General features: G+C 58.8%; 23 protein-coding genes. 19 read left to right on the forward strand and 4 right to left on the reverse strand.

Features of this window, described 5'->3' with window-relative positions; translation table 11 throughout:
• Nucleotides 1-57 precede the first annotated feature (57 nt).
• The 6 genes from ACMFWR_RS03270 to ACMFWR_RS03295 all read left to right on the forward strand — a co-directional run bounded on the left by ACMFWR_RS03270 (nucleotide 58) and on the right by ACMFWR_RS03295 (nucleotide 7,349).
• A complete protein-coding gene (locus tag ACMFWR_RS03270; protein ID WP_413193602.1) occupies nucleotides 58-1,284 on the forward strand; it encodes an MFS transporter in 1,227 nt (408 codons plus the stop codon).
• Between the two features lie 161 nt (nucleotides 1,285-1,445).
• Nucleotides 1,446-2,000, forward strand: a complete 555-nt coding sequence (gene ssb, locus ACMFWR_RS03275) for a single-stranded DNA-binding protein (RefSeq protein ID WP_413193603.1) — start codon at nucleotides 1,446-1,448, stop codon at nucleotides 1,998-2,000.
• A 133-nt stretch (nucleotides 2,001-2,133) separates the two neighbouring features.
• Nucleotides 2,134-3,396 carry a tyrosine-type recombinase/integrase gene (locus ACMFWR_RS03280; RefSeq protein WP_413193604.1) on the forward strand — a complete coding sequence of 421 codons (1,263 nt, stop codon included), beginning with the start codon at nucleotides 2,134-2,136 and terminating at the stop codon, nucleotides 3,394-3,396.
• Nucleotides 3,371-4,915 (forward strand): site-specific integrase, encoded by a 1,545-nt coding sequence (locus ACMFWR_RS03285; protein ID WP_413193605.1) that lies wholly within the window; start codon nucleotides 3,371-3,373, stop codon nucleotides 4,913-4,915. Before ACMFWR_RS03280 ends, ACMFWR_RS03285 begins: the two co-directional genes overlap by 26 nt.
• Complete coding sequence (locus ACMFWR_RS03290; RefSeq protein WP_413193606.1) at nucleotides 4,912-6,918, forward strand: integrase; 2,007 nt, start codon at nucleotides 4,912-4,914, stop codon at nucleotides 6,916-6,918. The genes ACMFWR_RS03285 and ACMFWR_RS03290 overlap by 4 nt, the downstream gene beginning before the upstream one ends.
• Complete coding sequence (locus tag ACMFWR_RS03295; RefSeq protein WP_228977512.1) at nucleotides 6,915-7,349, forward strand: hypothetical protein; 435 nt, start codon at nucleotides 6,915-6,917, stop codon at nucleotides 7,347-7,349. Before ACMFWR_RS03290 ends, ACMFWR_RS03295 begins: the two co-directional genes overlap by 4 nt.
• A gap of 195 nt (nucleotides 7,350-7,544) precedes the next feature.
• On the opposite strand, the gene ACMFWR_RS03300 is transcribed toward ACMFWR_RS03295, so the two are convergent.
• Entirely contained in the window at nucleotides 7,545-7,796 is a 252-nt protein-coding gene (locus ACMFWR_RS03300) for a helix-turn-helix domain-containing protein (RefSeq protein WP_169496865.1), read from the reverse strand.
• Nucleotides 7,797-8,362: 566 nt separating this feature from the next.
• Here ACMFWR_RS03300 and ACMFWR_RS03305 point away from each other — a divergent pair.
• Both ACMFWR_RS03305 and ACMFWR_RS03310 read left to right on the forward strand, forming a co-directional pair.
• Nucleotides 8,363-8,773 carry a hypothetical protein gene (locus ACMFWR_RS03305; protein ID WP_413193607.1) on the forward strand — a complete coding sequence of 137 codons (411 nt, stop codon included), beginning with the start codon at nucleotides 8,363-8,365 and terminating at the stop codon, nucleotides 8,771-8,773.
• Between the two features lie 149 nt (nucleotides 8,774-8,922).
• Nucleotides 8,923-9,441 (forward strand): hypothetical protein, encoded by a 519-nt coding sequence (locus tag ACMFWR_RS03310; protein ID WP_413193608.1) that lies wholly within the window; start codon nucleotides 8,923-8,925, stop codon nucleotides 9,439-9,441.
• A gap of 224 nt (nucleotides 9,442-9,665) precedes the next feature.
• Here the strand turns inward: ACMFWR_RS03310 and ACMFWR_RS03315 are convergent, their stop codons facing one another.
• Entirely contained in the window at nucleotides 9,666-10,793 is a 1,128-nt protein-coding gene (locus tag ACMFWR_RS03315) for a helix-turn-helix domain-containing protein (protein WP_413193609.1), read from the reverse strand.
• Nucleotides 10,747-11,448 carry a hypothetical protein gene (locus tag ACMFWR_RS03320; protein WP_413193610.1) on the reverse strand — a complete coding sequence of 234 codons (702 nt, stop codon included), beginning with the start codon at nucleotides 11,446-11,448 and terminating at the stop codon, nucleotides 10,747-10,749. The genes ACMFWR_RS03315 and ACMFWR_RS03320 overlap by 47 nt, the downstream gene beginning before the upstream one ends.
• A 164-nt stretch (nucleotides 11,449-11,612) precedes the next feature.
• Here ACMFWR_RS03320 and ACMFWR_RS03325 point away from each other — a divergent pair, with 164 nt between their 5' ends.
• The 11 genes from ACMFWR_RS03325 to ACMFWR_RS03375 all read left to right on the forward strand — a co-directional run bounded on the left by ACMFWR_RS03325 (nucleotide 11,613) and on the right by ACMFWR_RS03375 (nucleotide 22,799).
• Entirely contained in the window at nucleotides 11,613-12,947 is a 1,335-nt protein-coding gene (locus ACMFWR_RS03325; protein ID WP_413193611.1) for an RES family NAD+ phosphorylase, read from the forward strand.
• A gap of 394 nt (nucleotides 12,948-13,341) precedes the next feature.
• On the forward strand, nucleotides 13,342-14,283 hold the full coding sequence (locus ACMFWR_RS03330) for a helix-turn-helix domain-containing protein (RefSeq protein ID WP_181157003.1): 942 nt from the start codon (nucleotides 13,342-13,344) through the stop codon (nucleotides 14,281-14,283).
• A 195-nt stretch (nucleotides 14,284-14,478) separates the two neighbouring features.
• Complete coding sequence (locus tag ACMFWR_RS03335) at nucleotides 14,479-15,354, forward strand: MBL fold metallo-hydrolase (protein ID WP_413194764.1); 876 nt, start codon at nucleotides 14,479-14,481, stop codon at nucleotides 15,352-15,354.
• Nucleotides 15,355-15,491: 137 nt separating this feature from the next.
• Nucleotides 15,492-15,956, forward strand: coding sequence for a TIGR01244 family sulfur transferase (locus ACMFWR_RS03340; protein ID WP_181157008.1), 465 nt, complete (start codon nucleotides 15,492-15,494; stop codon nucleotides 15,954-15,956).
• 57 nt (nucleotides 15,957-16,013) lie between these two features.
• Nucleotides 16,014-16,901, forward strand: a complete 888-nt coding sequence (locus ACMFWR_RS03345; protein WP_413193612.1) for an alpha/beta fold hydrolase — start codon at nucleotides 16,014-16,016, stop codon at nucleotides 16,899-16,901.
• A 71-nt stretch (nucleotides 16,902-16,972) separates the two neighbouring features.
• On the forward strand, nucleotides 16,973-17,785 hold the full coding sequence (locus tag ACMFWR_RS03350) for an oxidoreductase (RefSeq protein ID WP_413193613.1): 813 nt from the start codon (nucleotides 16,973-16,975) through the stop codon (nucleotides 17,783-17,785).
• A gap of 325 nt (nucleotides 17,786-18,110) precedes the next feature.
• On the forward strand, nucleotides 18,111-18,995 hold the full coding sequence (locus ACMFWR_RS03355; protein ID WP_413193614.1) for an NmrA family NAD(P)-binding protein: 885 nt from the start codon (nucleotides 18,111-18,113) through the stop codon (nucleotides 18,993-18,995).
• Between the two features lie 331 nt (nucleotides 18,996-19,326).
• On the forward strand, nucleotides 19,327-20,886 hold the full coding sequence (locus ACMFWR_RS03360; RefSeq protein WP_413193615.1) for a DHA2 family efflux MFS transporter permease subunit: 1,560 nt from the start codon (nucleotides 19,327-19,329) through the stop codon (nucleotides 20,884-20,886).
• A gap of 653 nt (nucleotides 20,887-21,539) precedes the next feature.
• Complete coding sequence (locus ACMFWR_RS03365) at nucleotides 21,540-21,899, forward strand: type II toxin-antitoxin system RelE/ParE family toxin (RefSeq protein ID WP_413193616.1); 360 nt, start codon at nucleotides 21,540-21,542, stop codon at nucleotides 21,897-21,899.
• Nucleotides 21,900-21,964: 65 nt separating this feature from the next.
• A complete protein-coding gene (locus ACMFWR_RS03370; protein ID WP_413193617.1) occupies nucleotides 21,965-22,255 on the forward strand; it encodes an XRE family transcriptional regulator in 291 nt (96 codons plus the stop codon).
• A 397-nt stretch (nucleotides 22,256-22,652) separates the two neighbouring features.
• A complete protein-coding gene (locus tag ACMFWR_RS03375) occupies nucleotides 22,653-22,799 on the forward strand; it encodes a DUF3563 family protein (protein ID WP_413193618.1) in 147 nt (48 codons plus the stop codon).
• A 14-nt stretch (nucleotides 22,800-22,813) separates the two neighbouring features.
• Here the strand turns inward: ACMFWR_RS03375 and ACMFWR_RS03380 are convergent, their stop codons facing one another.
• Nucleotides 22,814-23,371, reverse strand: coding sequence for a nucleotidyltransferase domain-containing protein (locus ACMFWR_RS03380; RefSeq protein ID WP_413193619.1), 558 nt, complete (start codon nucleotides 23,369-23,371; stop codon nucleotides 22,814-22,816).
• Nucleotides 23,372-23,736 lie beyond the last annotated feature (365 nt).

The raw sequence follows: 23,736 nt of genomic DNA on the forward strand, positions 1-23,736 counted from the left end.
ACGACTTTTGCGGCGAGCCGATCGGCCCGCCCAAGGCCGTTCCCACCTAGCTATCCCATGTCGCAAACGACCGTCACGCCGCAGGCCGCAGAGCGAATGAGCCCCCTGGAAGTCCGTTCAAGCGCATCGTTGGCCGCCGTGATCGGCCTGCGCATGCTCGGGCTGTTCATGATCATCCCCGTTTTCACGATCTACGCGCGCTCCGTGCCGGGCGGCGAGAATGCGACAACGGTCGGGATCGCGATCGGCATCTATGGTCTCGTTCAAGCCCTTTTCTATATCCCGTACGGATGGATGTCCGATCACCTTGGCCGCAAGCCGGTGATCGCCGCGGGGCTCGCGATCTTCGCCGCAGGGAGCGTGGTTGCCGCGCTCGCGCACGATATGAACGGGTTGATTCTGGGGCGGGCGATCCAGGGGCTTGGGGCCGTATCGTCGGCGGTCATTGCCTTTGTCGCCGACCTCACGAGCGAGGCGAACCGGACCAAGGCGATGGCCATGGTCGGCGGGTTTATCGGCATTTCGTATGCGGTGGCGATCGTGTCCGCGCCGGTGCTGTTCGAGTGGATCGGCATGAAGGGGATCTTCCTGCTGATCGCGGCGCTGGCCGTCGTGGCCATCGGCGTGGTCTTCTGGATCGTGCCGGATCCGGGGTCGAAGCCCGTACACCGCAAGGCGCCGTTTTCGGTCGTGCTGCATAACCCGGAACTGCTGCGCATCAACTTCGGCGTGTTCGCGCTGCATGCGACGCAGATCGCCTTGTTCGTCGTGATCCCGCGCGCGCTGGTCGCCGCGGGGCTGCCGGTCGTGCGCCACTGGGAGATGTATCTGCCGGTGATGGGCCTGACCTTTGTGCTCATGGTCCCGGCCATCATCGTGGCGGAGAAGCACGGGAAGATGAAGCCGGTGTTGCTCGGCGCAATCGTGTTGCTGCTGGCGGGCCAGATCCTGCTCGCGACCATGCCGCACACGCTGTGGCTGGTGGCTGCGTTCCTGTTCGTGTACTTCCTGGGCTTCAATATTCTCGAGGCGTGTCAGCCGTCTTTGGTGTCGAAACTCGCACCCGGCGAGCGCAAGGGTGCGGCCATGGGCGTGTACAACACGACGCAGTCTTTGGGGTACGCGGTGGGCGGTGCAGGCGGTGGCTGGCTGCTCGCTCATGTGAGTGCGAACGCCGTGTTCGGGGCGTGCTCCGTGCTCGTTTTCCTGTGGCTTATAATCGCCGCCAGCATGGCCCGGCCGCCTCAGCGCGGCCATGGCAAGGCGACGACGGGACAGCATTGAAATCTCCTGCCGCGGCGGTGCGTCGCGGCTTGGCTGGACAGTTCGGAAAGTACAGATACACATCAGCAGCCGCCCCGGCGTGACCGGGACGACCTGGCCGAAAGCCAGAATCGACATGCGGCGATCTACGGGATAGCGTTAAGGCATTCAGAGGAGAAATCATGGCATCCGTCAATAAAGTCATTCTGGTCGGCAACCTCGGTGCCGATCCGGAAACGCGGTATCTGCCGAGCGGCGATGCCGTGACCAACGTGCGACTCGCAACGACTGACCGGTTCAAGGACAAGGCGTCGGGCGATATGAAGGAAATGACCGAATGGCACCGCGTGGCGTTCTTCGGTCGTCTGGCCGAGGTCGCGGGCGAGTACTTGAAGAAGGGTTCGTCGGTGTATGTCGAAGGCCGGATTCGTACGCGCAAGTGGACCGATCAATCGGGGCAAGAGCGTTACTCGACCGAAATCGTCGGTGAGCAAATGCAGATGCTGGGCGGCCGTGGCGGCATGGGCGCCGGCGGTGGCGATGACGGCGGTTACAGCCGTGAGCCGATGGAATCGCGCGGCGGTGGCGGCGGTGGTGGCGGTTCGCGCGCACCGTCGGGTGGCGGCAGCCGTGGTGGTTCGGGTGGCGGTGGCGGCTCGAACCCGGGCGGCGGCGGCCGTTCGAATGCGCCGGCCGGCGGCGGGTTCGACGAGATGGACGACGATATTCCGTTCTAATTCCGACTAACACAGTTTTTTGTTGGTAGCAGCCCGCCCTCCCTTGGAGCGCGGGCTTTTTCTTTACCCACACATTTTTTTGTGCTTTACTGAATAAACAACTAAACCACTACTCGAAAAAAAAGGTGGGTAGATGCCGCAATATGTCGCGAAGCGAATCCGCTTTCGGAACGGAGAGCATTGCTCAGTTCTACAGGTTCCTTATGGACTTCCAGTTCATGAAGTGACAGTTTTTCTGGACACGTTCCGAAAGCGGGGCCGAGCTGCGAACACGATCCACTTCGTCTGTTGCAGTCTTGCTCTTCTTTACCGGGAGCTAGGCAATGCGAAGGTCAATTTGCTCGACCGGTTGGCAGAGGGGCGGTTTCTGAGCACTGTGGAACTTAACCGACTAGCGTCGGCGGTCCAGTATCGGGCCCGAGACCTCGATGAGGATGAGCAAGATGAAAGTAAGTCCAACGTCATTCACATTGCAAAAATGGGCCTGCGTCGGCGGAGCAACGCCGCCGATCGCAAGCCTGTCGACCCTGGAACCCAGGCGTCGCGCCTCCGATACATCGCCGACTTTCTCGCCTTCATATCCGACTACGTCGGTTCCACCCTTCCAAAAGAATTAAAACGGGAACTCAAGGCGGAAAGTGACCAGGCGCTGACCGCGTTTCGGCAACACATTCCCCCTGTGTCTAGACGAGCGAAACTTGACGCCCGCGTAGGTCTGGGCCAAGAGGAACAGGACCGGCTTGTCAGCTTGGTGCATCCTGATTCACCAGAGAACTTATGGGCCCGAGGCTTCGGTCGCCAGCGTAACTGGCTCATTGTGGTCCTCCTGCTCGCCACTGGAATGCGAAGTGGTGAACTGCTTGGCTTGCAGATCGGAGACCTGCATCCGAGCCAACCGAAGCTGCGCATCATCCGGCGGGCCGATGCGGTGGAAGATTCCCGCCCTATTCAAGCCAACACGAAGACATATGACCGTGAGATTGAGCTGACGCCCGTCATCATGAGGGTGTTGTGGAACCACATCAACAAGGTGCGCTATCAGATCAAGGCAGCGCGTGCTGTTCCGCAGGTCATTGTATCTGGCAAAGGGAAGGCACTATCCCAGTCGAGCATTGACAAGATCTTCGCGCAACTGCGTGAGGCGTGCCCTGGTTTGTCGGTAGCGCTGACGAGCCATGTGATGCGACATACGTGGAACGAGCGTTTTTCGGAGCAAGCTGAAACGATGGGCCTTAGTGATGCCGTGGAGCAGAAGGCCCGTAACAGCCAGCAAGGCTGGAGCGACAATTCGGAAATGGCGGCGACATACACACGTAGACATACCGCGAAAAAGGGACGTGAGATGTCTTTGAAACTTCAGGAACGACTTGATGACAAGCTCGATCGCGACAAGTGAAGGCCCTCCGACTGGACTCGCGCTCCACCTGCCCGAGACTGCGTTCACGAGAAGCGGCGTTGAATTTCGACCACATGACGATGTCTGGCATTGGACCGACGGACCCTTTCGCCTACATTTGGACTTTGGCAAGGTGGAGGTGCACGCGGCATTCCTGCGCGATTCCTTGAAGCACACGTTGCTGGTGTTCGCGAAACGTAGCTCGGCATCGCATGTCATCAATCTGTTCAACGTATTCCAGCACTTTCTTGCTCTTCGGGTGGGCGCCGCGCCGCTGGTCTCGATAACTGCCCAAGAGGTTTCGAACTATGCTGCTCGGCTGCAAGACCACGAAAAATGGCGAGTCGGGACCTTGAATGTGCTCCTTCAGAAGTGGGCAGCCCTTTCCCTCTGCGGCGTCGAACCGGATTGCACGCGGTATTTGCGCGAGCGGCGCAAGCCAGGTAATGAGAAGGGGGCCGCCGTACGCACCCGCGACCCTGAGGTGGGTCCATTCAGCGAAGCGGAATACTCGGCACTCTACAAAGCGGTAGATGCGGCGTACGGCTCGGGCGAGGTGCCGCGGTGGATCGCCGTCCTGACCCGGCTACTGTTCGCGTGCGGCGGCCGGATTTCGCAGTACGCCTCTCTCAAAATGTCGGATCTTGCCGGGCGCCAAGCCCCCTTCGTGCTTAGTCTTCCACAGGTCAAAACAAGGGAAGTGCACTCTCGCGTTTCTTTCAAAGAGTTCGACCTAAGCCCGCAAACGGGCAGACTTGTGCTGGAGCACATCGAAGATTTGAAGTCGCGAGGTTTCGATGACAATGCGCCGCTGTTTCCGGCGACTGTGGTGATGACACGGGGTCCACGGGAGCAGCTTCGATCTAAGGGAGATCTGTTCTTTGGCCACTGTACGAGAGATGCTCTCTCCAGAGCGTTCATGGGTATTGTGAATCCGATTGCTCCGCCGACCGAGCGTCTTGCTTTCGGACCGACTCCGGTTGCGCCAAAGCGATTCCGTTACACATTCGGGACACGACTTGCGGAGGAAGGTGCCAGTAAAGCTGTCATCGCGGAAGGCCTGGGTCACGCGGATCTTCAGAATGTAGACGTGTACTTTGAAGCCTCTCCGAAGATTATTGAAAACATCGATAAAGCGATGGACCCTCAACTTGCGCCCTTGGCGCAAGCCTTCAAGGGGCGCCTCATTGCGGACGAGGAACACTCGACACACAGGGGCGCTCCCGGTAGCCGCATCATTGACTTCCGCGTGTCAAAGGCGCCCGTCGGAAGTTGCGGCTGCAAAGGCGAAGGGTGCGGATTCTCCCGTCCGACTGCTTGCTACACCTGTTTCAAGTTCGAGCCGTGGCTTGATGCACCTCATGACAAGGTGCTCCGGCGACTACAAGATGAGCGAAAACGTGCGGAAGGCGACGAGCGACTGGCGGCTATTAACGATGACGCCATCCGGGCGGTACGAGAGGTCATTGCGGAATGTGCACAGGCCAATGAACAGCGCAGATCGGGAGGGGCCGCATGAACGCGCCTGTCCTTCATTTCACTCCCCGCGCAGAGCTGGAGCCGCAGGCCAATCTCGAGGCTTTCATTGCGCTCTGCAGGAATTCGGACGTGCTCGGTGCCCGGGAGCAGTTCGATAAGAACGCTTGGGAAGTCGGATACGTCAAAGGACAGAACAAAGTAAATCGGGTTGTGTTCAGCACCCTCGAAGCATCCCGCGAAGACAGGTCCGAGCCGAGTCTGCCACATCCGTTTCTGGACTTCGCGAAGGCGACTATCGTCTACCTTCACGATAAGCGCCCGGTCACGTCTCAAGCTCAGCGCATCGCGGCTCTTCGATGTTTAGAGGCGGCGTTGCGAGAATGGAACAAGGCGTCGCGCCCGGCGGCGGTTAACGTTGAGGTGCTGAACACTGCGGTCGAGTTAGCCAAAAAGCAGGTCTCGGATGCGGTGGCTTACCGTATTGCCGGCCAACTGCAGCTGATTGCGGAATTCATGAATTCGAAAGGCTTCATCTCGCATCGGCAGACATGGGTCCATGGGATGAAGAGGCCTCGGGAGCTCGGTTCGCGAATCTCTAAAGAGGCTCTCGATGCTCGCCAGGAGAAGTTACCTTCCGCAGCGGTGCTACGAGCGCTAGGCGGTATCTTCCAGGAGGCGGTTCAACCGGCAGACGTGGCGGTGTCCAGCTACCTGGCGGTGATGCTCTGTGCGCCGGAGCGGATCAACGAGGTGCTCCGACTGGCGCGCAACTGTCTGGTCGAGGGCGACGGGAGATTCGACGGGAAGCTTGGCCTCCGCTGGGCGGGGTCCAAAGGTGCGAAGGACACGACGAAATGGCTCCCCACCCAGATGGTCCCAGTGGCAAGGCAGGCTATTTCCAACCTGCTGAAAGTGACAGCACCCGCCAAAAATATAGCAGCGTGGTACACCGACAATTCGAACACGCTTTACCTTCACGACGGCGCGGCGCACCTCCGCGGTCAAGAGGTCCTTACGGCAGCAGAAGTGGCGCTGATCCTGTGGGGAGATGAGGATGCGACTGACCAGGCTAACACTTGGGCTCGGATGACAGCTGAGTTGCCGAAAGTTCAGCTTGCCGGTCGCAAGGCTGGGTACCGGTTCGAAGACGTTGAGCTCGCGGTACTGGCAATGCTTCCAGAGACCTTTCCGTTCGTTCCGGGTGCTCCCGAGCTTCTTTGCAAGGACGCCGTGGCCATCATCCGGACAAACGAGATGCACGCGCAGAAGGCGACGTACCTCTGCATGATTACTTGCGTCGACTACAGCTCGATAACGAATCCGCTCGGGGCACGGGAGGGTCGGTCTTCGATCTTTGAGCGCTTCAACTACACGGAGGACGACGGTTCGCCCATCGAGCTCCGAAGCCATGCTCTTCGGCATTACCTGAACATGCTCGCCCAGTTGGGTGGTCTTAGCAACGCAGAGATCGCTATCTTCTCCGGTCGTAAGGACGTTCGTCAGAACAGGGCCTATGACCACATGAGCTCGGACGAGGCTCAGGCACCCATCAGTCAAGCTCTGAAGGCGGGTTTTACAGCCGGCCTTGTTCCTGCGGCGACGCGGGATCTGATAACGCGTAGCGAGTTCAAGAGGTTTGGGGTCGTCGCCGCCCATACGACGGAATATGGCTGGTGCATGCACAACTTCGCTAGCGAGCCATGTCAGATGTACCGCGACTGCATAAACTGCGAGGAGCAGGAGTGCGTCAAAGGCGATGCGCACAAGGAAGCCAACTTGCGCCTGCTGAAGGAAGAAACCGAGTTCCTTCTGAATGAGGCGCGGGAGGCGTTGAACGACGAAGAATACGGTGCCGATGTCTGGGTGGTGCATCAATCAAGGACGCTGGAGCGCGTGAACGCCCTCCTGTCTTTAATGGACGACCCGTCGGTAGAACGCGGAGCTCGGATTCGGCTCAACCTGGAGAACGCTGCCCTGATTACCGCTGAGTCCACGCAACCCGTCTACTTCCTCAAAGCCGAGGACCAAAAGCTGCTGCCATGAAGAAGACCCGCGCACCTGATTTGACCGCAGAGCGTATCAAGCTTGTGCTCGATACTCTGGATCGGTGGAAAGGCAAATTGACTTGGGACCTGCTGATTGACGCGATCCGGAAGGATACCGGCCACACGTACTCGCGGTTCACGTTCGCGGAATACACGGAAATTGCCAACGCGTTCTCGCTGAAGAAAGACGCTTTGCGGGGCACCTGGAAGGGCGAAGGCGGTCAGCCTCGGGACGAACGTGTCCGGGCCGCCCTTGAGCAGGTCGAACGTTACAAGGCCAAGGTCGAGCGTCTCGAAATGCAAAACCAACTGCTCCTGGAGCAATTCGTGACCTGGGCGCACAACGCCGAGCTCAAGGGGGTGACGGTGATGATGCTAAATGCCCCCCTGCCCAAGCCCCCGCGCGACCGAACCAAAGGGGTGGAGTGATGGCGAGTGGACAGCAACTTACAGAAGAAAACGTCAGACTTGGGAATGGTGCAGTTCGACGCTGAAATGGCGCAGGTCGCGGTTATCAAGCATTCTGGCTGCGTTGCCGCGGTCCCATTTTACGTAGACAAGCCACGCTCGCGCGCGGAAGTTGATGTTTTCCCCAACCCGTCAACGAATTGCCGTCGTTGCCGCTTACGCTCGACGCGCCGATTTCTTGCGATCCTGCAACAGCGATGCTGGCTCGACCCCCAGAGCGTCAGCGATACGCTCGATGTTATAGATCGTCACGTTCTTTTCGCTGCGCTCCAACATCCCAACATACGTACGATGGACGCCGGCCCTCTCTGCAAGGGCCTCTTGCGAGAGATCTAACTCGATGCGTCTTCGCCGAACGTTAGCGGCGAAAATGGCAACCAGGCGGCACTGAGTGGGAGCAACGGACATCTATGAAATGTCCGTCGTTGCATACTTTGATTCTACATACTAAGATTAGCATTTTTACTGTAGGCGCCAGATGCGAGTCGTTCTGCACTCGTGCTCATGGTAGACACCCAGCACACCCATGCTTTTGACTCAGACGACCTGGGAAGAAAAGAATCCCGTACGCCGACAACTAGTCAGCCCCTACACCGCCTTCCGATGCGTGGCTGTCTCCAGCGAATCTCCTTGCTTTTTAATTCAGCACACTCGCGAGGACATCGAGGAAGATTCACTACCCTTGGACACTTATCTTGTGACGAAGGCCGAGGACGTTCTCGAAGTCGTTGGGCAACTCGAAGCCGGTTGCAGTCGCGTTTATGCATTTCCGACGCAACCAATGGAGGACGAGCGATGTGTCATGAACGCGATCGTCGATATCACGAGCTATTGCGAAGACGGCGTGACTTGGTTTTCATATGTCACCACAGACGGCACCATTACTCCTTGCCTCCCTTGGCAGCCTCGTGCGAGTTCCGACCACCAATTGACGGTTGAGTGGTCGTCAAAGCGAAAGCTAGGAGCCAAGCATCGTGTCAGCGATCGAGTTCCGTGACGAACTGCTGCTTGAGAAGGGATGGCCCGACGATCTTCGGGTTGCCGTGCTGGCCGGCGAGGCGCCCGGCCCGGAACTCACAACATCTGCGTTCCGGGCGCAAGCGAGCGGTGAGCTGCTGGGAGTATGGTCTGCGTCCCGGCGTTGCTTCCTCTACCCCGACTTCCAGTTCCACCGCTCGGGCGCGATACGGAAGGACGTTGCCGGCCTCCTCGTCGTCCTGCCCAGCGAAGACGATCGCGGAGGCTGGAGACGGACGTTCTGGCTATATTCGCCGCATGCGTTGCTTGATGACCGGACGCCCGCGGAGATCTTTATTGACGATCCGGCGCGGGTGATCGCTGTTGCGCGAGAGGAATTTCTGGGCGATCGCGAGGCGACCTGGTGAATTATCAACTGGCCCGTGCGGCGGGCAGGATTTCCGTCTCGCGCATGCTTGGCACTCTGCGGACTGGGTCCGCGGCGCGGCGAGGTGATAACGAACAGCAGGCGGCCCGCTGGCCGGTACATTGGTAGCATTTTTCCCGGGGGCGAACCATGACTGTGCGCATCATCCAGAATCGCCAGGAGTATCGCGAAGCCCGACAGACACTCCTCGATCTGGTTAGGCGTGACCCGGCGCTTGGCACGCCGGAGGACGACCAACTTTTGGCACTGGCGATCGACGTCGAACGCTACGAAGTGCAGCATGTCCTGGATCTGCCCGCTGGCTCCCGACTGACGATGGTCGCGAAGCGCGGCTGGAACGCTGACGGCTCTCACCGGTTTCTGCTGCCGTCATGGGAGCGACGGCGGCTGCGGTTCGCGCTGGGTCTGCACACTCCTCTGACCCGGGACGACCGTCAGGTTCTGCAGCAAGCCGTGCCCGTGATTGAGGACGTAGGCGAGCCGTACGCAGTGCGGATCGCGGAAGTGCCCGAGCCTCTGCGGGAGGAATTGAGGGAGTGGTGGCGGATGTGGTGCCTGCCGTTGTTCGATCCGGATGGCTGCGGCGACTGTATATATGTGTGGGACTGGTCGGACTGGCTCGACGGGCGGGTTCCTGATCTCCCTTGAGTCCAGACCGCCGCAGGACACCAGTCCCACAAGGTGACGGTGTCCGATCGCGCTGTAATGCGTCGCAAACGACGCATTACTAACGCATTCATCCATCGGGAGGGGGCGGGACGACCGGCACGCTCCTAAACGACGCAGTTTTACGCAAGCCGTCGGCGGCGTCGTTCGCCGCCTTGACTGGATGGTGCCAACTTTCGTGCTCGTGCGGTTTGCGGCCGCTTCGCTCAGTTGCGAGTGATTTGCTTCGGTGTTGCCCCGTCCTGCTTTACTAGCCTGAGACCACCTTGAGGACGTAGACCATATAGTCGAGCCAGCTCTTCGAAATGAAGGCAAAGCGCGCCAACGAGGTCTTCGTCCGAATACCCGAGGGTCGTAGTTAGGTTGTTGATCAAGCCGTTCATGACCGTAGACGTTTCAGGGGCGAAGTCGAGTGCTTGCGGTTCCTGAGTTCGATAACCACGGCTCGACATCTGTCGCCAAAGCCATTGTGATTTGTTGCTATCGATCCGATGAAGTGACGTTGCGCGCACAATCAAGGCTGCCATCGAGACCTTCCAGAACGGTTTCATATAGGCAGCTTTTTCCAACGTCAGATTGCCAAGGTACGGCCCAATATCGTCGGCTGGCATGAGCAATTCGGATGCGAACTGATCTGCTTCCTCCTCCATGCTCGGCGTCGGATAGTCGTGCATCACAAGGTGTCCGAGTTCATGCGCGAGCGAGAACCGCTGCCTATCGGCTGGTCGATCCTTGTTTAGAAAAATCAACGGCGGAAGCCCGGCAACGCGGTAGCTAATACCGTCCACTCCAGCGTCTGCCATTTCACAGAAGGCGACGATGCATCCCGCCCTTTCGGCATACTCGACCAGATTACTAACGGGGCCGGACGGCATATACCAGGCGCGACGGACATTGCGTGCTATCTGTGCCGTATCCCCGTTGAAATCATCAAGGTCATAGTGCGGAAACGGTAACTCCGGTGCGATATCTGCACTTTCCAGTAAAGTTCTGACATGGCCAATGCGGACATTGATCTCAGCGATCAATTTGTCGATCACCTTTTGTCCCGTCGCCGCTCGCTTCCTAAACATCGGGTGCGCACTCAGCGGCGCGCCGTACACGCGCTCCGTACGGCAAAAGAACGAAACCGGGCAGTCCAACGCGACGCCCAGTTTCTCTATTACGTCGTCCGTAGCCGGCCGAAGTCCCTGTTCAAGCTTTGAGAGAGTTCCTTGCGCAATTCCGGCTCGCTCAGCGAGTTGAATTTGTCCCAGCCCGAGCATCCGCCTGCGCAGTGAAACAAGCTCAGGTCGGAATGTCTCCGCCAGCGGCTGCCTTGTCTTGAGTTCCATCTTTCCGTGATCCGTCTGTTTTCGGCTTGATAACGCGGTCGGCAACTGCCACTCCGTCCATCGTCGGGGACGGGGCAAACGGCATTACCGTTTGCGTGTCGGTGCCCGACTCGCCATGCACGTCGATTTTCCAAAGGATCTGCTTCTTGTGTCGCTGCACCAGTACGATTTGCTCGATCTCGGTTTCGTCTTTCGAGAGCACATACAGCAGTTCCAGTCTGGCGATCCCGCCGAAAAGATCCTGAATTTGATCGTGAAACGCCAGAGCGGCCTGCGTCGGATAGTTGCGAGACAGAAGCGACTCTTCTGCCTTCTTCATGCGAATGAAAATTCGGTCATCGATCAACACCCCATCCCAATTGCGCAATGTTTCGACGCGTGCGGTAGGGTGGCCGTCGAATCGTACTTTGGCGTGCGAGATCAATTGATTCCACATCAGGTTTGCACGCACGCGTTTGTGCTGCATCCGAGACGCCACTGGGCTGGCAAGCCAATCTTTCCATGCCGAAGCATAGATGTGCTGGAAATCAGCAAAATAAGGGAGCACTACCTTGCGCACTTCTTCTTCGGCGATGAAAGGCATAGCAACACTCAGGCAGATGACATGGGCGCTATCATAGCGGGCGACTACAAAATGCACAACAAAATATTCCAAAAATTATTCCAGCCCGCTCTAGCGGTGTTATTTGCTCACGCTACTTGGTGACGTGCCTCAGGGTGACGAGGGTGCGCGGGCGCGGCTGGCATGAGCAAAGTCTTTTCGGGCCAGCACGCAGGTAGACATAGAATGGAATGCACAGAGGATGAAGGCCTTAATACATGACCGAACACGCCATCTGCTTCAAGTGCATCGAGGACGAGGTACTGCGCGGGACAGTCGAGAGCGACGGTGAACCACTGCTCTGCGAGTGCTGCGGTGAAGAGAGCAACAACGCCTTTTCCTATGAACGGCTTGGCGAGGAGTTGGAGCCAATCGTCCGTGAGCATTTTCAACTCGGGCCGACGGTTCGAAAGTTTTACGATGACGACAAGGAGGGCTGGGAACAGGAGGGCGACTTGTTGTCGGACATAGTCCAAATGGTGCTAGGCCAGGACGTTGACGATCCGGACGCGCTTGTCACCGCGCTTATGGACGCCGAAGACTATTGGCCAGGCGACGGCGAGGAGGCCTTCTACGACGACACCCAGCTCTACGTGCCGTGCAAGGCAACGCCGCACACCTGGATGGCTGAATGGCACTACCTTCGGGAAGAGTTGGCGCATCGGCGACGTTTCTTCAGCGACGGCGCGAGGGCGCTCTTCGATCGGCTATTCGAAGGCGTTACGGGCTTGAAATTCTTCGACAAAGACACTGATCAGTGGCTGCCCGTGGTGAATGACCTGCCGGCAGGGACGGATGTTCTTCGTGCGCGCGTGGTTCGCTCAGACCCTGAGCTACGGGCGTTCGTCGAAGCGCCGTCGCGGGAACTGGGTGCGCCGCCGGCCGAGAAGGCGCCGGCCGGCCGGATGAACGCGGCAGGAATCGCTGTTTTCTACGGGGCTCTGGACTCGGGCACCTGCCTTGCCGAGATGCGCCCGGCACTTGGGGGGCGAGTGCTGGTCGGTGAATTTCGGACGACTCAGGCACTACGTATCCTCGACTTTCGGCGGCTCGAAGCTGCGAAGCTCGCCGCACTCAGTTACTTCGATTCAAAGTATGCAGAGCAACGGGAGCGTGCCGTATTTCTGCGGCGGCTGCATGGCCTTATTAGCCGTCCAGTGGTCCCGGGGCATGAGGATGAGTACCTCATTACGCAGACACTGACCGAATATCTAGCACACGTGCATCTGCCAGCCTTTGACGGCGTGATCTTTCAGTCGGTTCAGCGTCAAGGAGGCGCGAACATGGTCCTGTTCGGCCGTGATGTCTTTGAGCCGGTGATCGACGTCACAGAGGATGACTCGGGCGCGCTGCCGCTTTTCGCACCGGCGCTGCCGGGAAGCGAGCCAAAGCAAGTGCTGAGCTTTCCCGTTGAGTATGTGACAGGCAGTGCGAAACTCTTCGTAACCCGATCAATTGAATACTCGCACCATGAACTCCACTTCTCTGTTGGCAAAGAGTACGTGTTCATTCACGACGCTGACGAAGATCTTGACGATGGCGACTGGGACTAGGCGCCCGAGATGTCGAATGACACGGAAAGTGCAAGCTGTCAGGTAAGTGAAAAATTTCTGACATAGATAACGAAAAATCCGATAGCTAGTGAAGGTCAAGACGCCCGGGAGTTCCGGGCGTTGTTATTGGCGGTTAGTCTGAGCCTTTGATGGCTCACCGGCCAAAGTCGACCCATCGCCGCCGCTCGGATATCGCTCCAAAACGGTCATCCGCGATCGGAGCAGCAGTTGCCCACGCCGGACTGCCGGGATTCGAGGCTGGTGCTGGTCCGGAAAATAAATCGGATTAAGCTAAGCTACTCCCCTGTCATTCAACCTGGCCGGGAGACTACGGCGGAAACACCGGTGAAACCGCAGTACCAGCGCCGACACTCCGGTATCACGGGAAATGGATATGAATGAAACAAGTCGAGCTGACCACGGGCCGCTTACTTTTGAAGCGAGCCTTGCGAAAAGCTTTTCCCTAAGGGATGTACCGACGCTGCGGGCCGGCGTGGCGACGCTGGCACCTCCTGTAATATTTTCGAGGTTGACCAACAATCGCCCTCAGCCAGGTCGCTCACTCGCGCCAAAACCGGAAGAAGCGTTCATCTTTCAGGTACCGCTCATTGCTAACCCTGACCCGGATATTCGCTACTCCGGCAAGCCGACCGCCCGTTCAGCAGACGCTGGCAAGCCTGGCTGGTCTTGTCTGCTGGACTTGCGCGATGGCCCCACACGCCGGCTCGACACGCCGTTCGATAACATGCGACTCTACATCTCGCAGCGCACGATCGACGAATTTGTGTATCAGAAGGGCCGGCGCCGCATCCACGGGCTCGTGCAGCAGGGCTTCGGTGAGTGGGACGCCGTGCTATTTCACTTCTCGCAGACATTAATGTCGGTCCTGGAGCGCCCCTGCGAGGTAAATACGCTTTTGGTCGATGCCCTCGCCGTCGCGTTTTGCGAGCACGTGATAGCCCGATATGGTGCAAGCGTCACTTCAGAACCTGTCCAGCGGCCCAAGCTGGCTCCCTGGCAGATGCAGCGCATTATCGATTTCTTCGAGGCGAACCTGAATGGCAACCCGTCCATTCTGGATCTCGCAAGCCAATGCGATCTTTCCGCGAGCTACTTTGCGGAAGCCTTCAAACAGACAGCCGGGCTCTCGCCGCATCAATGGCTACTGAGGCGCAGGATTGATCGCGCGAAATCGCTACTCAGCGGCACGGACGCGAGCCTTGCCGCCATTGCAGCCGACTGTGGTTTTTTTGATCAGAGCCATTTTTCTCGGGTGTTCGTCCGCCTCGTGGGTTGCAGGCCGAAGGATTGGCGGCTACACAACCGCGCCCGCTGACGCATGCGTTGACGCGTCGCGTCCCCAGCCTGCCCGCCTTGATTCCAGGCGCCTATCCGCGTTTTGTCCATCGCGCCGTCGCTTTATCCAAGACCGGGCCGCCTCACCCAGCTACGCTGCAACTACATCGAGCTGGGGAGAAAAATCTTGGATCAGTTGCTTGAACACGCGTCGGCCGGCATTGTCGAGACGCGAATTGGCAAACGCAAAGCACCGATCGTACGTTCGTTCTTCGACGAGGGCACGTGCACGGCAAGCTATGTCGTGCACGATCCGGTCACACTTACGGCAGCTATTATTGACTCCGTGCTGGACTTCGATGCACCCGCGGGCCGCACCTCAACGCGGTCGGCACAAGCTATTGTTGCCTACGTCGAGTCGGAGGGGCTATCGATAGAATGGCTGCTTGAAACCCACGCTCATGCGGACCATCTCACCGCTGCGCCTTTTCTGCAGGCGCAGGTGGGCGGCAAGATCGCCATCGGGCGTGCCATCACAGCCGTACAGAAGATCTTCGGCGACATCTTCAACGCCGAGCCGGAATTCAAGCGAGACGGATCGCAGTTCGATCATCTTTTCGATGACGGCGAATCGTTCACGATCGGGACGCTTGAATGCACCGTGCTCAACGTTCCAGGCCACACGCCGGCGGACGTGGCTTATGTGATTGGCGACGCCGTGTTTTGCGGTGACACGCTCTTCATGCCGGACTACGGAACCGCGCGAGCAGATTTTCCAGGCGGCGATGCAGGCCAGCTCTATCGCTCGATTCGGCGGCTTTTCAGCCTGCCCGACGAAGCGCGGCTCTTTCTCTGTCACGACTACAAGGCTCCGGGACGTGACATCTATGCCTGGCAAACAACGATTGGCGCAGAACGTATGGCGAATGTGCATGCTCGTGACGGCGTGACGGAAGGCGAGTTCGTCGCCGCACGTAACGCGCGCGATGCAACATTGGCCGTTCCGAAGCTGATCCTTCCTGCCATCCAGGTGAACATGCGCGGCGGTGCACTACCGCGCGTGGAAAGCAATGGCCGGCGCTACCTCAGGATTCCGCTCGATACGATCTGATTAGTTGGACGCGCGCGCAGGAGCCGTTTGCGGTCCGATAGCGAAGCGTCCCGGTTCAGTCGCTCAAAGCGAATGCGCGGAGCCTCTCTCGCCCCGGCCACTTGTTCCCATGAACGAACCCCCCAGGAAGGATTCTGATGAACCCCAAAGAGCTTGCGCCGAACCTCTCGGTCAGTCCGCAGCTGAGCATTGCCGATATCGGCGAGGCAAAGGCGCGCGGTTTTCTCTCCGTCGTCGTCAACCGTCCCGACGCCGAGGAACCGGGGCAGCCCACCATCGCCGAAATGCGTGAGGCCGCCCGCATGGTCGGGCTTGGTTTCGCGGCGATTCCCGTTTTACCTGGAAAAGCCACGGCTGACGACGCCGCGAAGTTTTCGTCCGCGCTCGAAACGTTGGATGGCCCCGTGATTGCGTATTGCCGCACCGGTGTACGGGCCGCCACGCTGTGGGCGCTATCGGTCGGCGCGTCGATCGAGCCGGAGGAAATCCTGCAACGGATCACCGCCGCTGGCTACGACCTGAGCGGGCTACGCCCTCGACTTGAAGCACTTTACAGAAGCGATCAGCCAGGCGGCGAACCAGATGCTGGCAAACGCGGATAGCGTTGCACCGCGCAATTCACTGTGTGCCCAACCCCGACTAGAAAGGAGAAGTTCGAAATGGCAACCACCAATCCCCCCCTGCCGCAATTCGTCGAGCATCGCGTCAGGCGTGACAGCGGGAGTGTCTACGTCCGCGACTTCGCCGGCACTGGTCCCGCATTCGTTGTGCTGCACGGCTTTCCGGACGACTCGCACATCTACGACCTGCTCATTCCTCGCCTCGTCTCGGCGGGCCGACGAGTGGTCGCCGTCGACTTCCTCGGATTTGGCGGGTCCGATAAGGCGGTCGGGGCGCAATATAGTTTCCCGCAACAACTGGGAGATCTCGAAGCGGTCGTCGAGGCGCTCGCCCTCGAGCAGATCATTCCTGTCGGCCACGACGCCGGTGGACCCGCAGCCATCAACTTCTCGCTGAAGCACCCCGACCGTACAAGCGCGGTCGTGGTGATGAACGCCTTCTACGGAGATGCACCAGGCCTGCGGGTGCCTGAGCTGATCGAGCTTTTTTCGAACAGGGAATTGCGCAAGCTGGCGATGCACTTCCTGCAAAGTCCGCAGCAGTTTGCCTGGCTGATTGATTTCCAGCGCAACCTGCTTCAGCACGGGCTGACCGACGAACAGAAAGTGAACTACTTTGAGTTCCTAGGCCCTGTCATTGACAACAACTTTCGCCAACAGCCGAGCGCAGCCATCGCGTTCGCGCAAATGACGTCGCAGTTGCATGAAGAGGTGGCGGCGAACACGGCTCGGATCGTCGATTTCAGGCGCTCTGCGGTTCCGCTTCATCTGGTCTGGGGTAATGCCGACCCTTACCTTCACCTGAGCGTCGCGCAACACATTCAGTCGCAGGCGAAGAACGCCTCACTCCACGCACTGGATGCTGGGCACTGGCCTCAGATCGACGCCGCCGACGAAGTTGCGCAAATCATGCTCGGCGTGCGCTGAACCCATCTCTGCTGTTCGCTGCGAGTGACCGGCAGAGGTTCTGAGGTGCCCCGAGACGTCTTGGAGAGAATATGAAGGCTGAAGGTTCAGTGGTGTTGATTACAGGGGCGTCCTCTGGTATCGGTGGCGCGACCGCACGGACGCTGGCGGGCGCTGGCTACCGCGTGTTTGGCGGCGTTCGCAGACCTGAAGCCGCTGCAACGGCACCCGGCGTTGAGTACGTCGGAATGGACGTGCAAGACGATGCATCCGTCGTGGCGGCCGTGAGCAAAGTGATTGAAAAAGCCGGGCGAATCGACATTGTGATTAACAACGCTGGCGTTTCGCTGGTTGGCCCTGTCGAAGCCACCAGCGATGCCGAGGCGACGGCACTGTTCGATGTGAATGTATTCGGTGTGCTGCGGGTCATTAGGGCCGTTTTGCCGTCCATGCGCAGAAATCGAAGCGGCCTCGTCCTTAATATCAGTTCGGTACTGGGCTTTCTGCCTGCTCCTTACATGGGGCTGTACGCGAGCAGCAAGCACGCTTTGGAGGGTCTCTCGGAATCGCTCGATCACGAGGTGCGGACGTTTGGCGTGCGAGTCGTGCTCGTTGAGCCAAGCTTCAGTCGAACGAATCTGGACATAAACGCAACGCGGACCCAGGCGGTGATCGAAGATTACGCCGCCGCTTGCGCCCAAAGCGTCAGCGCCGTGCGGCAGCAGATCAACGACGGGCCAGCGCCCGAGGAGGTGGCGGGAAAAATCCTTTCGATAGTTCGCGGCACGTATCGGCTGAGACAGCCTGCGGACGGCAGGGCGAGGGTGCTCAGCCTCTTGCGTCGCTTTGCGCCGTTCGGGCAGGTCGACAAAAGCTTGAGGCGGGCGTTCGGACTTCAGTCTTGAGCAAATCGCGGCGCTTCCATTTGCGAAGTTTCAAGTGGTGGCGTTTGCGCGACAGCCAGGCTCACGAACAGTATCGTGGGCTCCGTAGCGTCATACGCGACTGGCGCGAACAGGCTGCTAGATGCCATGACCTCGCGCGCCAGGAGCGAACGGATACGACGATTCCGCGAGGCGCCGCCTCGCGGCTCGGGCGCCTTAGCGGCAAGCGTACGAAACTTTTCTCGCTGCGTTGCGTCTGGCGGGCGAGCCACAGGATACGAAGTTTCATCAATTCCTTGAATGGACGGTGCTGCCAATCCCGTCTCGACATGTGAGGGTACCTGAAATGACTGACCGGATATTATTCGTCGCAGGCGCGACTGGCGATACAGGCGGTGCTACGGCTGACGCACTCTTACACGCAGGCGAAAAAGTGCGAACCCTGGTGCGCAAGGAGAGCGAAAAAAGCGAGCGACTCAAGTCACAAGGTGTCGAGGTCATCGTCGGTGACCTTGGCGACCTCGACGATGTAGCGGGCGCTCTGCAGGGAATTTTTTCTGCGTACTTTGTGTTTCCCATCGAAGCAGGCGGTATTCAGGCAAGCGCCTATTTTGCGCAGGCCGCCGAAGAGGCAGGCCTGACCGCCATCGTGAACATGTCGCAAATCTCCGCACGACGGATGGCAAAAAGTCGTGCCGCTCGCGACCACTGGATTTCGGAGCGTGTCTTCGACGGCTTCAGTACCCCGGTGACGCATATCCGTCCAACCTTTTTTGCACAATGGCTGACATATCCAGGGCAAGTTGCCAACGTCAAGAAAGATGGCATGCTTCGGCTCCCGTTTGGCGAAGGCCGTCATGCGCCTATCGCGGCTGAAGACCAGGGACGGGTCATCGCGGCGATTCTCAGGGAGCCTGGCACCCATGCGGGTAAGGTTTATCCGCTCCATGGACCGGTCGAAATGAATCACCACGAAATTGCTGCTGAGATGACACGCGCGCTGGGCCGCGATGTGAAATATGAGCCAATCGACCTTGAGCTTTTCAAAAAGCGTCTCGATAGCGATAGTAGGTTCAGCGATACGTTCGCGCAGCATCTTTTGTCCGTCGCTCTCGACTATCAGAACGGTGTTTTCGCGGGGACCAATGACGTCGTCGCCGATATAACCGGTGAACCGCCGATGACCGTCGAAACGTACATCCGAAAACATGCTGCAGTATTCGCCGACTAGGGTGCCAGTTATCTACGACAGCAGCCACGCCCCGGGTGGGGAACGAAGAGCGCAGGTGACATCCACGATTGATTTCTGTGACCCGAGGCGGCTCCTTACGTCAGACCGGTGAAACGTTGCCATTCCACCCGCCGAACTGCAACAGAAGCCGCTGCGCGTGGGCCTTTTGATGAACGTGGACGTGAACTCGAAACATCTCAGCGGTGACGGGCCTGATTCGTCGGCAACGCCGACGTCAACCAACAGGACTGAGATGTGCACGAGGTACGGCAACGATGCGGATGCTGCGATCCTCGGAATCATCGTCGCCAACGAATGAGCGTCCGCCATCATGTCTACCACTACTCAACCTCAACATCCCCCGCTCAGCGGGGCGACGCTCGCGCTAGGCTCGCTGAGTGTGGGCCTGGCGGGTTTCATGACCGTGCTCGACTCGTCGATCGCCAACGTCGCGATTCCGACCATCTCAGGCAACCTGGGCGTATCGGTCGATGAAGGCACGTGGGTCATCACCGTGTTCGCGGCGGCCAACTCCGTCGCAATACCGCTGACGGGCTGGCTCACGCAGAGGCTGGGGCAGGTCCGTCTGTTCGTGGGTTCGATCCTGCTATTTACGCTCGCTTCCTGGCTGTGCGGCATCGCGCCGTCGCTGCCCATCCTGCTGGCAGCGCGCATACTCCAAGGGACCGTGGCCGGACCACTGATTCCAATGTCCCAGGCGCTTCTGCTCAGTTCGTGGCCCAAGGCGAAGTCGTCGCTGGCGCTCTCGATCTTCTCGATGATTGTGGTGACCGGACCGATCGTCGGGCCCGCGCTCGGTGGCTGGGTGACCGACAGCTATAGCTGGTCTTGGATCTTTTACCTGAACATTCCGGTCGGACTGTTCGCGGCGGCGATGGTCTGGATGCTCTACCGGCACCGCGATACACCTACGAGGACGATCCCCATTGATGTCGTCGGGCTCGCGCTGCTGATCGTCTGGGTCGCGTCGCTGCAGGTGATGCTCGACAAGGGCAAGGATCTTGACTGGTTCTCGTCGAAGACGATCGTCATTCTCACCATCGTCGCAGTGGTGGGGCTCGCGTTTTTCATTGTCTGGGAGTTGACGGAGAAGAATCCCGTGGTCGACCTGACGCTTTTCAGGCAGCGCAACTTCCTGGGTGGCACGGTTTCGATCGCCGTCGCGTACGCAATTTTCTTCGGCACGCTAGTGTTATTGCCGCAGTGGATGCAGGAGTATCTTGGCTACCGCGCGGTGGATGCTGGTCTCGCAACTGCGCCGCTCGGCATCTTCGCGGTGATCGGCGCGCCAATCATGGGCAAGATCCTGCCACGCTCGGATGCTCGCATCATCGGCACGCTCGCGTTCATCGGCTTCGCGATCGTTTACTACATGCGCAGCTTCTTCTACACAGATCTAAGCGAGGGCTACATCATACTGCCGACCCTGTTGCAAGGCGTCCCAATGGCGCTCTTCTTCGCGCCGCTCACGGTGATCATCTTGTCGGGGCAGCCGCCGGAGAAGGTGCCGGCCGCGGCCGGCCTGTCGACGTTTGCCCGCATGTTCTTCGGCGGCATCGGCACCTCGCTTGCGGGCGTGGTGTGGAACGACCGCACCATCATGCACCATGAGATCCTGACGCAGCAGTCGAGCCTGACCAACCCGCAGTTCAACCAGCAGATGGATGCCTACCATTCGCTGCTTGGACTCGGTACCAACGCGTCCTATGCGCTGTTCGATCATATGGTGCAGACCCAGTCAGCGATGCTCGGGCTGAATGACGTGTTCTACGGCGCGGCGATCATTATGATCATCATCATTCCGCTGATCTGGATAACGAAGCCAGGCAAGGCCGGTGGTGCCAGTGACGCCGCCTCGGCGGCGCACTGAGCGGCGATCGGGCCTTAGCGGTCGCGTCGCAAAACATTGCTTTCGCTTGTTGTACCTGGTAGACGGTACAAAATAGCTTATAGGCGTCGCTCGCTGAATGTATCGGGCAGGGGTCGGAGGTTGTGTGGTGGACCGGCCGCATGTTTTCCAGCTAACACGGGCTTCCTATTGCAGATGGGCACGCGTGATCGCCGTGGCAATTGCTTGTGGATAACTTTTGCTCACTACTCCCCCGCACCCCCTCGTGCCAAGGAGAGATATTGTTGTTTAAACGTCTAAAACGACAAAATGCCGCAAACACCCGCTGTGCGGGCATTTGCGGCAAACGAAGTGCTACCCACAGTTTGGTGATTCGCGTCGATTTTTGCGTGGAAAATGCGCTTCTAGTTACACTTACCCACATTGTTTGAGGGTATGGTGGCATGAAAGTGCCGTGCTTATTGGCACTGACTCATCTACCAACACTTACGAATGTGGATAACCGTTCTGATCCGAACAAGCGCGCCTCACAGCGACAAACAAGCCCCAGGGATGACGAGTCCCTGGGGCTTTCGCTTTTTTGGGACGAAATTCGAGCGGCCGTCGGCGGCTAGCCCCGATTTCCTGGGGTTTACTTTTCGTACCGATTTCGGTACGCTTTGTGGGTCGGAACTATGCGCCTTTCATTTTCACGGCCACTTCCAGTCAAGAAGCTGAGCGTGGTCTTTTTTGCGACGGATGTCGGAAAAGAACCTGTGCGTGAGTGGTTGGTCGGCTTGCCGATCGACGACCGCAAAAAGGTGGGGCAGGCCATCCTCGAAGTTCAGATCGGCTGGCCGCTCGGGTTACCGCTCGTAAGGCCGATGGGAAAAGGATTGTTCGAGGTGCGCGTCAATCTACCAACGCGGATTGCACGCGTGCTTTTCTCGCTTGAAGGAGCGGACATGGTGTTGCTGCATGGTTTTATTAAAAAACAGCAAGCCACACCAGACGCAGATATCAACATCGCGCGGATTCGGAAGGCGCTGATTTGAACGCACGTGACCGGCCTCAGTACGTGGTCGGGTATCAGGATCTTTCGTTAGCTGGAAGGTGAATCATGGCAAAGAGCAAGCACATTGGTAGCAGTTTCGACGATTTCCTCGCCGATGAAGGGATCCTTGAAGAGGTGCACGCAGCGGCGACCAAACGCGTCATCGCAATGCTGATCCAACAGGAGATGGAAGCGCAACAGATCACGAAAACTGCGATGGCCGAGCGCATGCAGACGAGCAGGACCGTGCTTAACCGTCTGCTCGACGAGAAGGATCTGAGCCTTACCCTTGCCACCCTCATGAGCGCCGCAACGGCGCTTGGAAAGCGGCTCAGTATTTCTTTTTTGCCCGCGTAATCCTGCACAAGGCGCTCACGACGGAAGGCGACGTGAGCCTCGGAAAGCACCCTCCACCAAGCGAATTGAAGAGATAGGGGCACGTCGCTACGTACAAAAAATGGCGCGTCGCCGAAGGGGCCGGATGCGTGTCAGGTCTGCCCCGACACCTATCTGCCTATCCGTTTGCCGGCACCTGACACTTAGCTTTCGAATTGTCCTCCCGGACGCCGGGAATGCCCGCCAGATATAGGTTCGAGCCTTTTGGCACGGACTCTGCAATGGATTGGGTCCCAGCCGTAGCATGACTCGCCGATCCGACCATCTGGATCCGCACCCGATGCGCGCCTGGCTCGTCAGTGTCGTGCCCCCGATTCGGCCGATACGTACTTCACCCGGCCGTCGTTCGGAGGACGTCATGCTCATCCTGTTCATCTATTTGTTCCCGCTCTTGCGAAAGGCACTCGACCGCGCCGAGCATAGCCGTCGCGACGCGTACCTCGCATCTGCCAACGACATCAGCGAACTTGAGCGCCGCATGCAGGCGATCGATATCGATCGTTGAGGCCGGCCGTGGCATCACAGGATCTTTAGCAGGGGGCCTTGAGCAATCTGGCCCATTACGGGATCCGAGATTGTCAGGGCTTCCCATTCGCTCGGCTCGTACAAAGCGAAGTTAATCGGGCGTCGAAGGGTTTGCTCGACTGTGTGCAGGGCTTCCGAGAGTTCGAGAAGTGGAGCGGTGCCGATCACCATCAGGTCGATATCGCTTCGGCCGCTGTCAGTGCCCTTCGCTACAGATCCAAATACGAACGCGGCCTTGATGTGGTCGGAGAAGGGGGTGAGCGCTTCTTTGAGCGGCTCCGCAACCGCGAACGATTTGCGGGCGATGCTGAGCAACTCCGGGTAGAAAACGAACTCGGTGTTCGCTCGAATGCTCCGTTGCCGTCCCCTGCGGGCGTCCTCCTGAAGCACACCGACTTCCACCAATCGGTCGACTTGCTTCTGCGCGCTCCCGCGCCCGCTGTCGGCCAGACGCAGCAGCTCCTGCAGCGTAAAAGCTCGCTCTGGATCGAGAAGCGTTGCACCGAGCACGCGCTGCAAGCCCGGAGTGAACAGAAAATCCGCCAGGCTCATTTCGAATCCTTAATATGGGGATATTTGTCCTTATTATAGGGATTTTGCGTAAATCCTCAACTTGAGGATGATTGTCCCTCTTTTGAGGATTCGGTGGATGCTCGCCCTCAGCGAGTAGGCGGCTGGCGCTTCGCGCCGATGTACCGGCACGCGTCAAATCGAAGGACTGAGATCGGAAGCATCGGAAGTCGCAGTCCGACAAGCCGGGCGGGGCGAGTCCGATCTGCCGGATGCCACGAGGCTCGCCGATCTATTCCACGAGAATGGCCGTTCGAGGTGCAGGAACGGGAGGGCGCGTTGGGAAAATGTAATCAGTGCGCACACAAATTGCTGACGTGAGGGTCCTGCGACTGCGCAATGACCGC

The organism is Pararobbsia alpina (assembly GCF_965118125.1).
GTDB classification, from domain to species: domain Bacteria; phylum Pseudomonadota; class Gammaproteobacteria; order Burkholderiales; family Burkholderiaceae; genus Pararobbsia; species Pararobbsia alpina_A.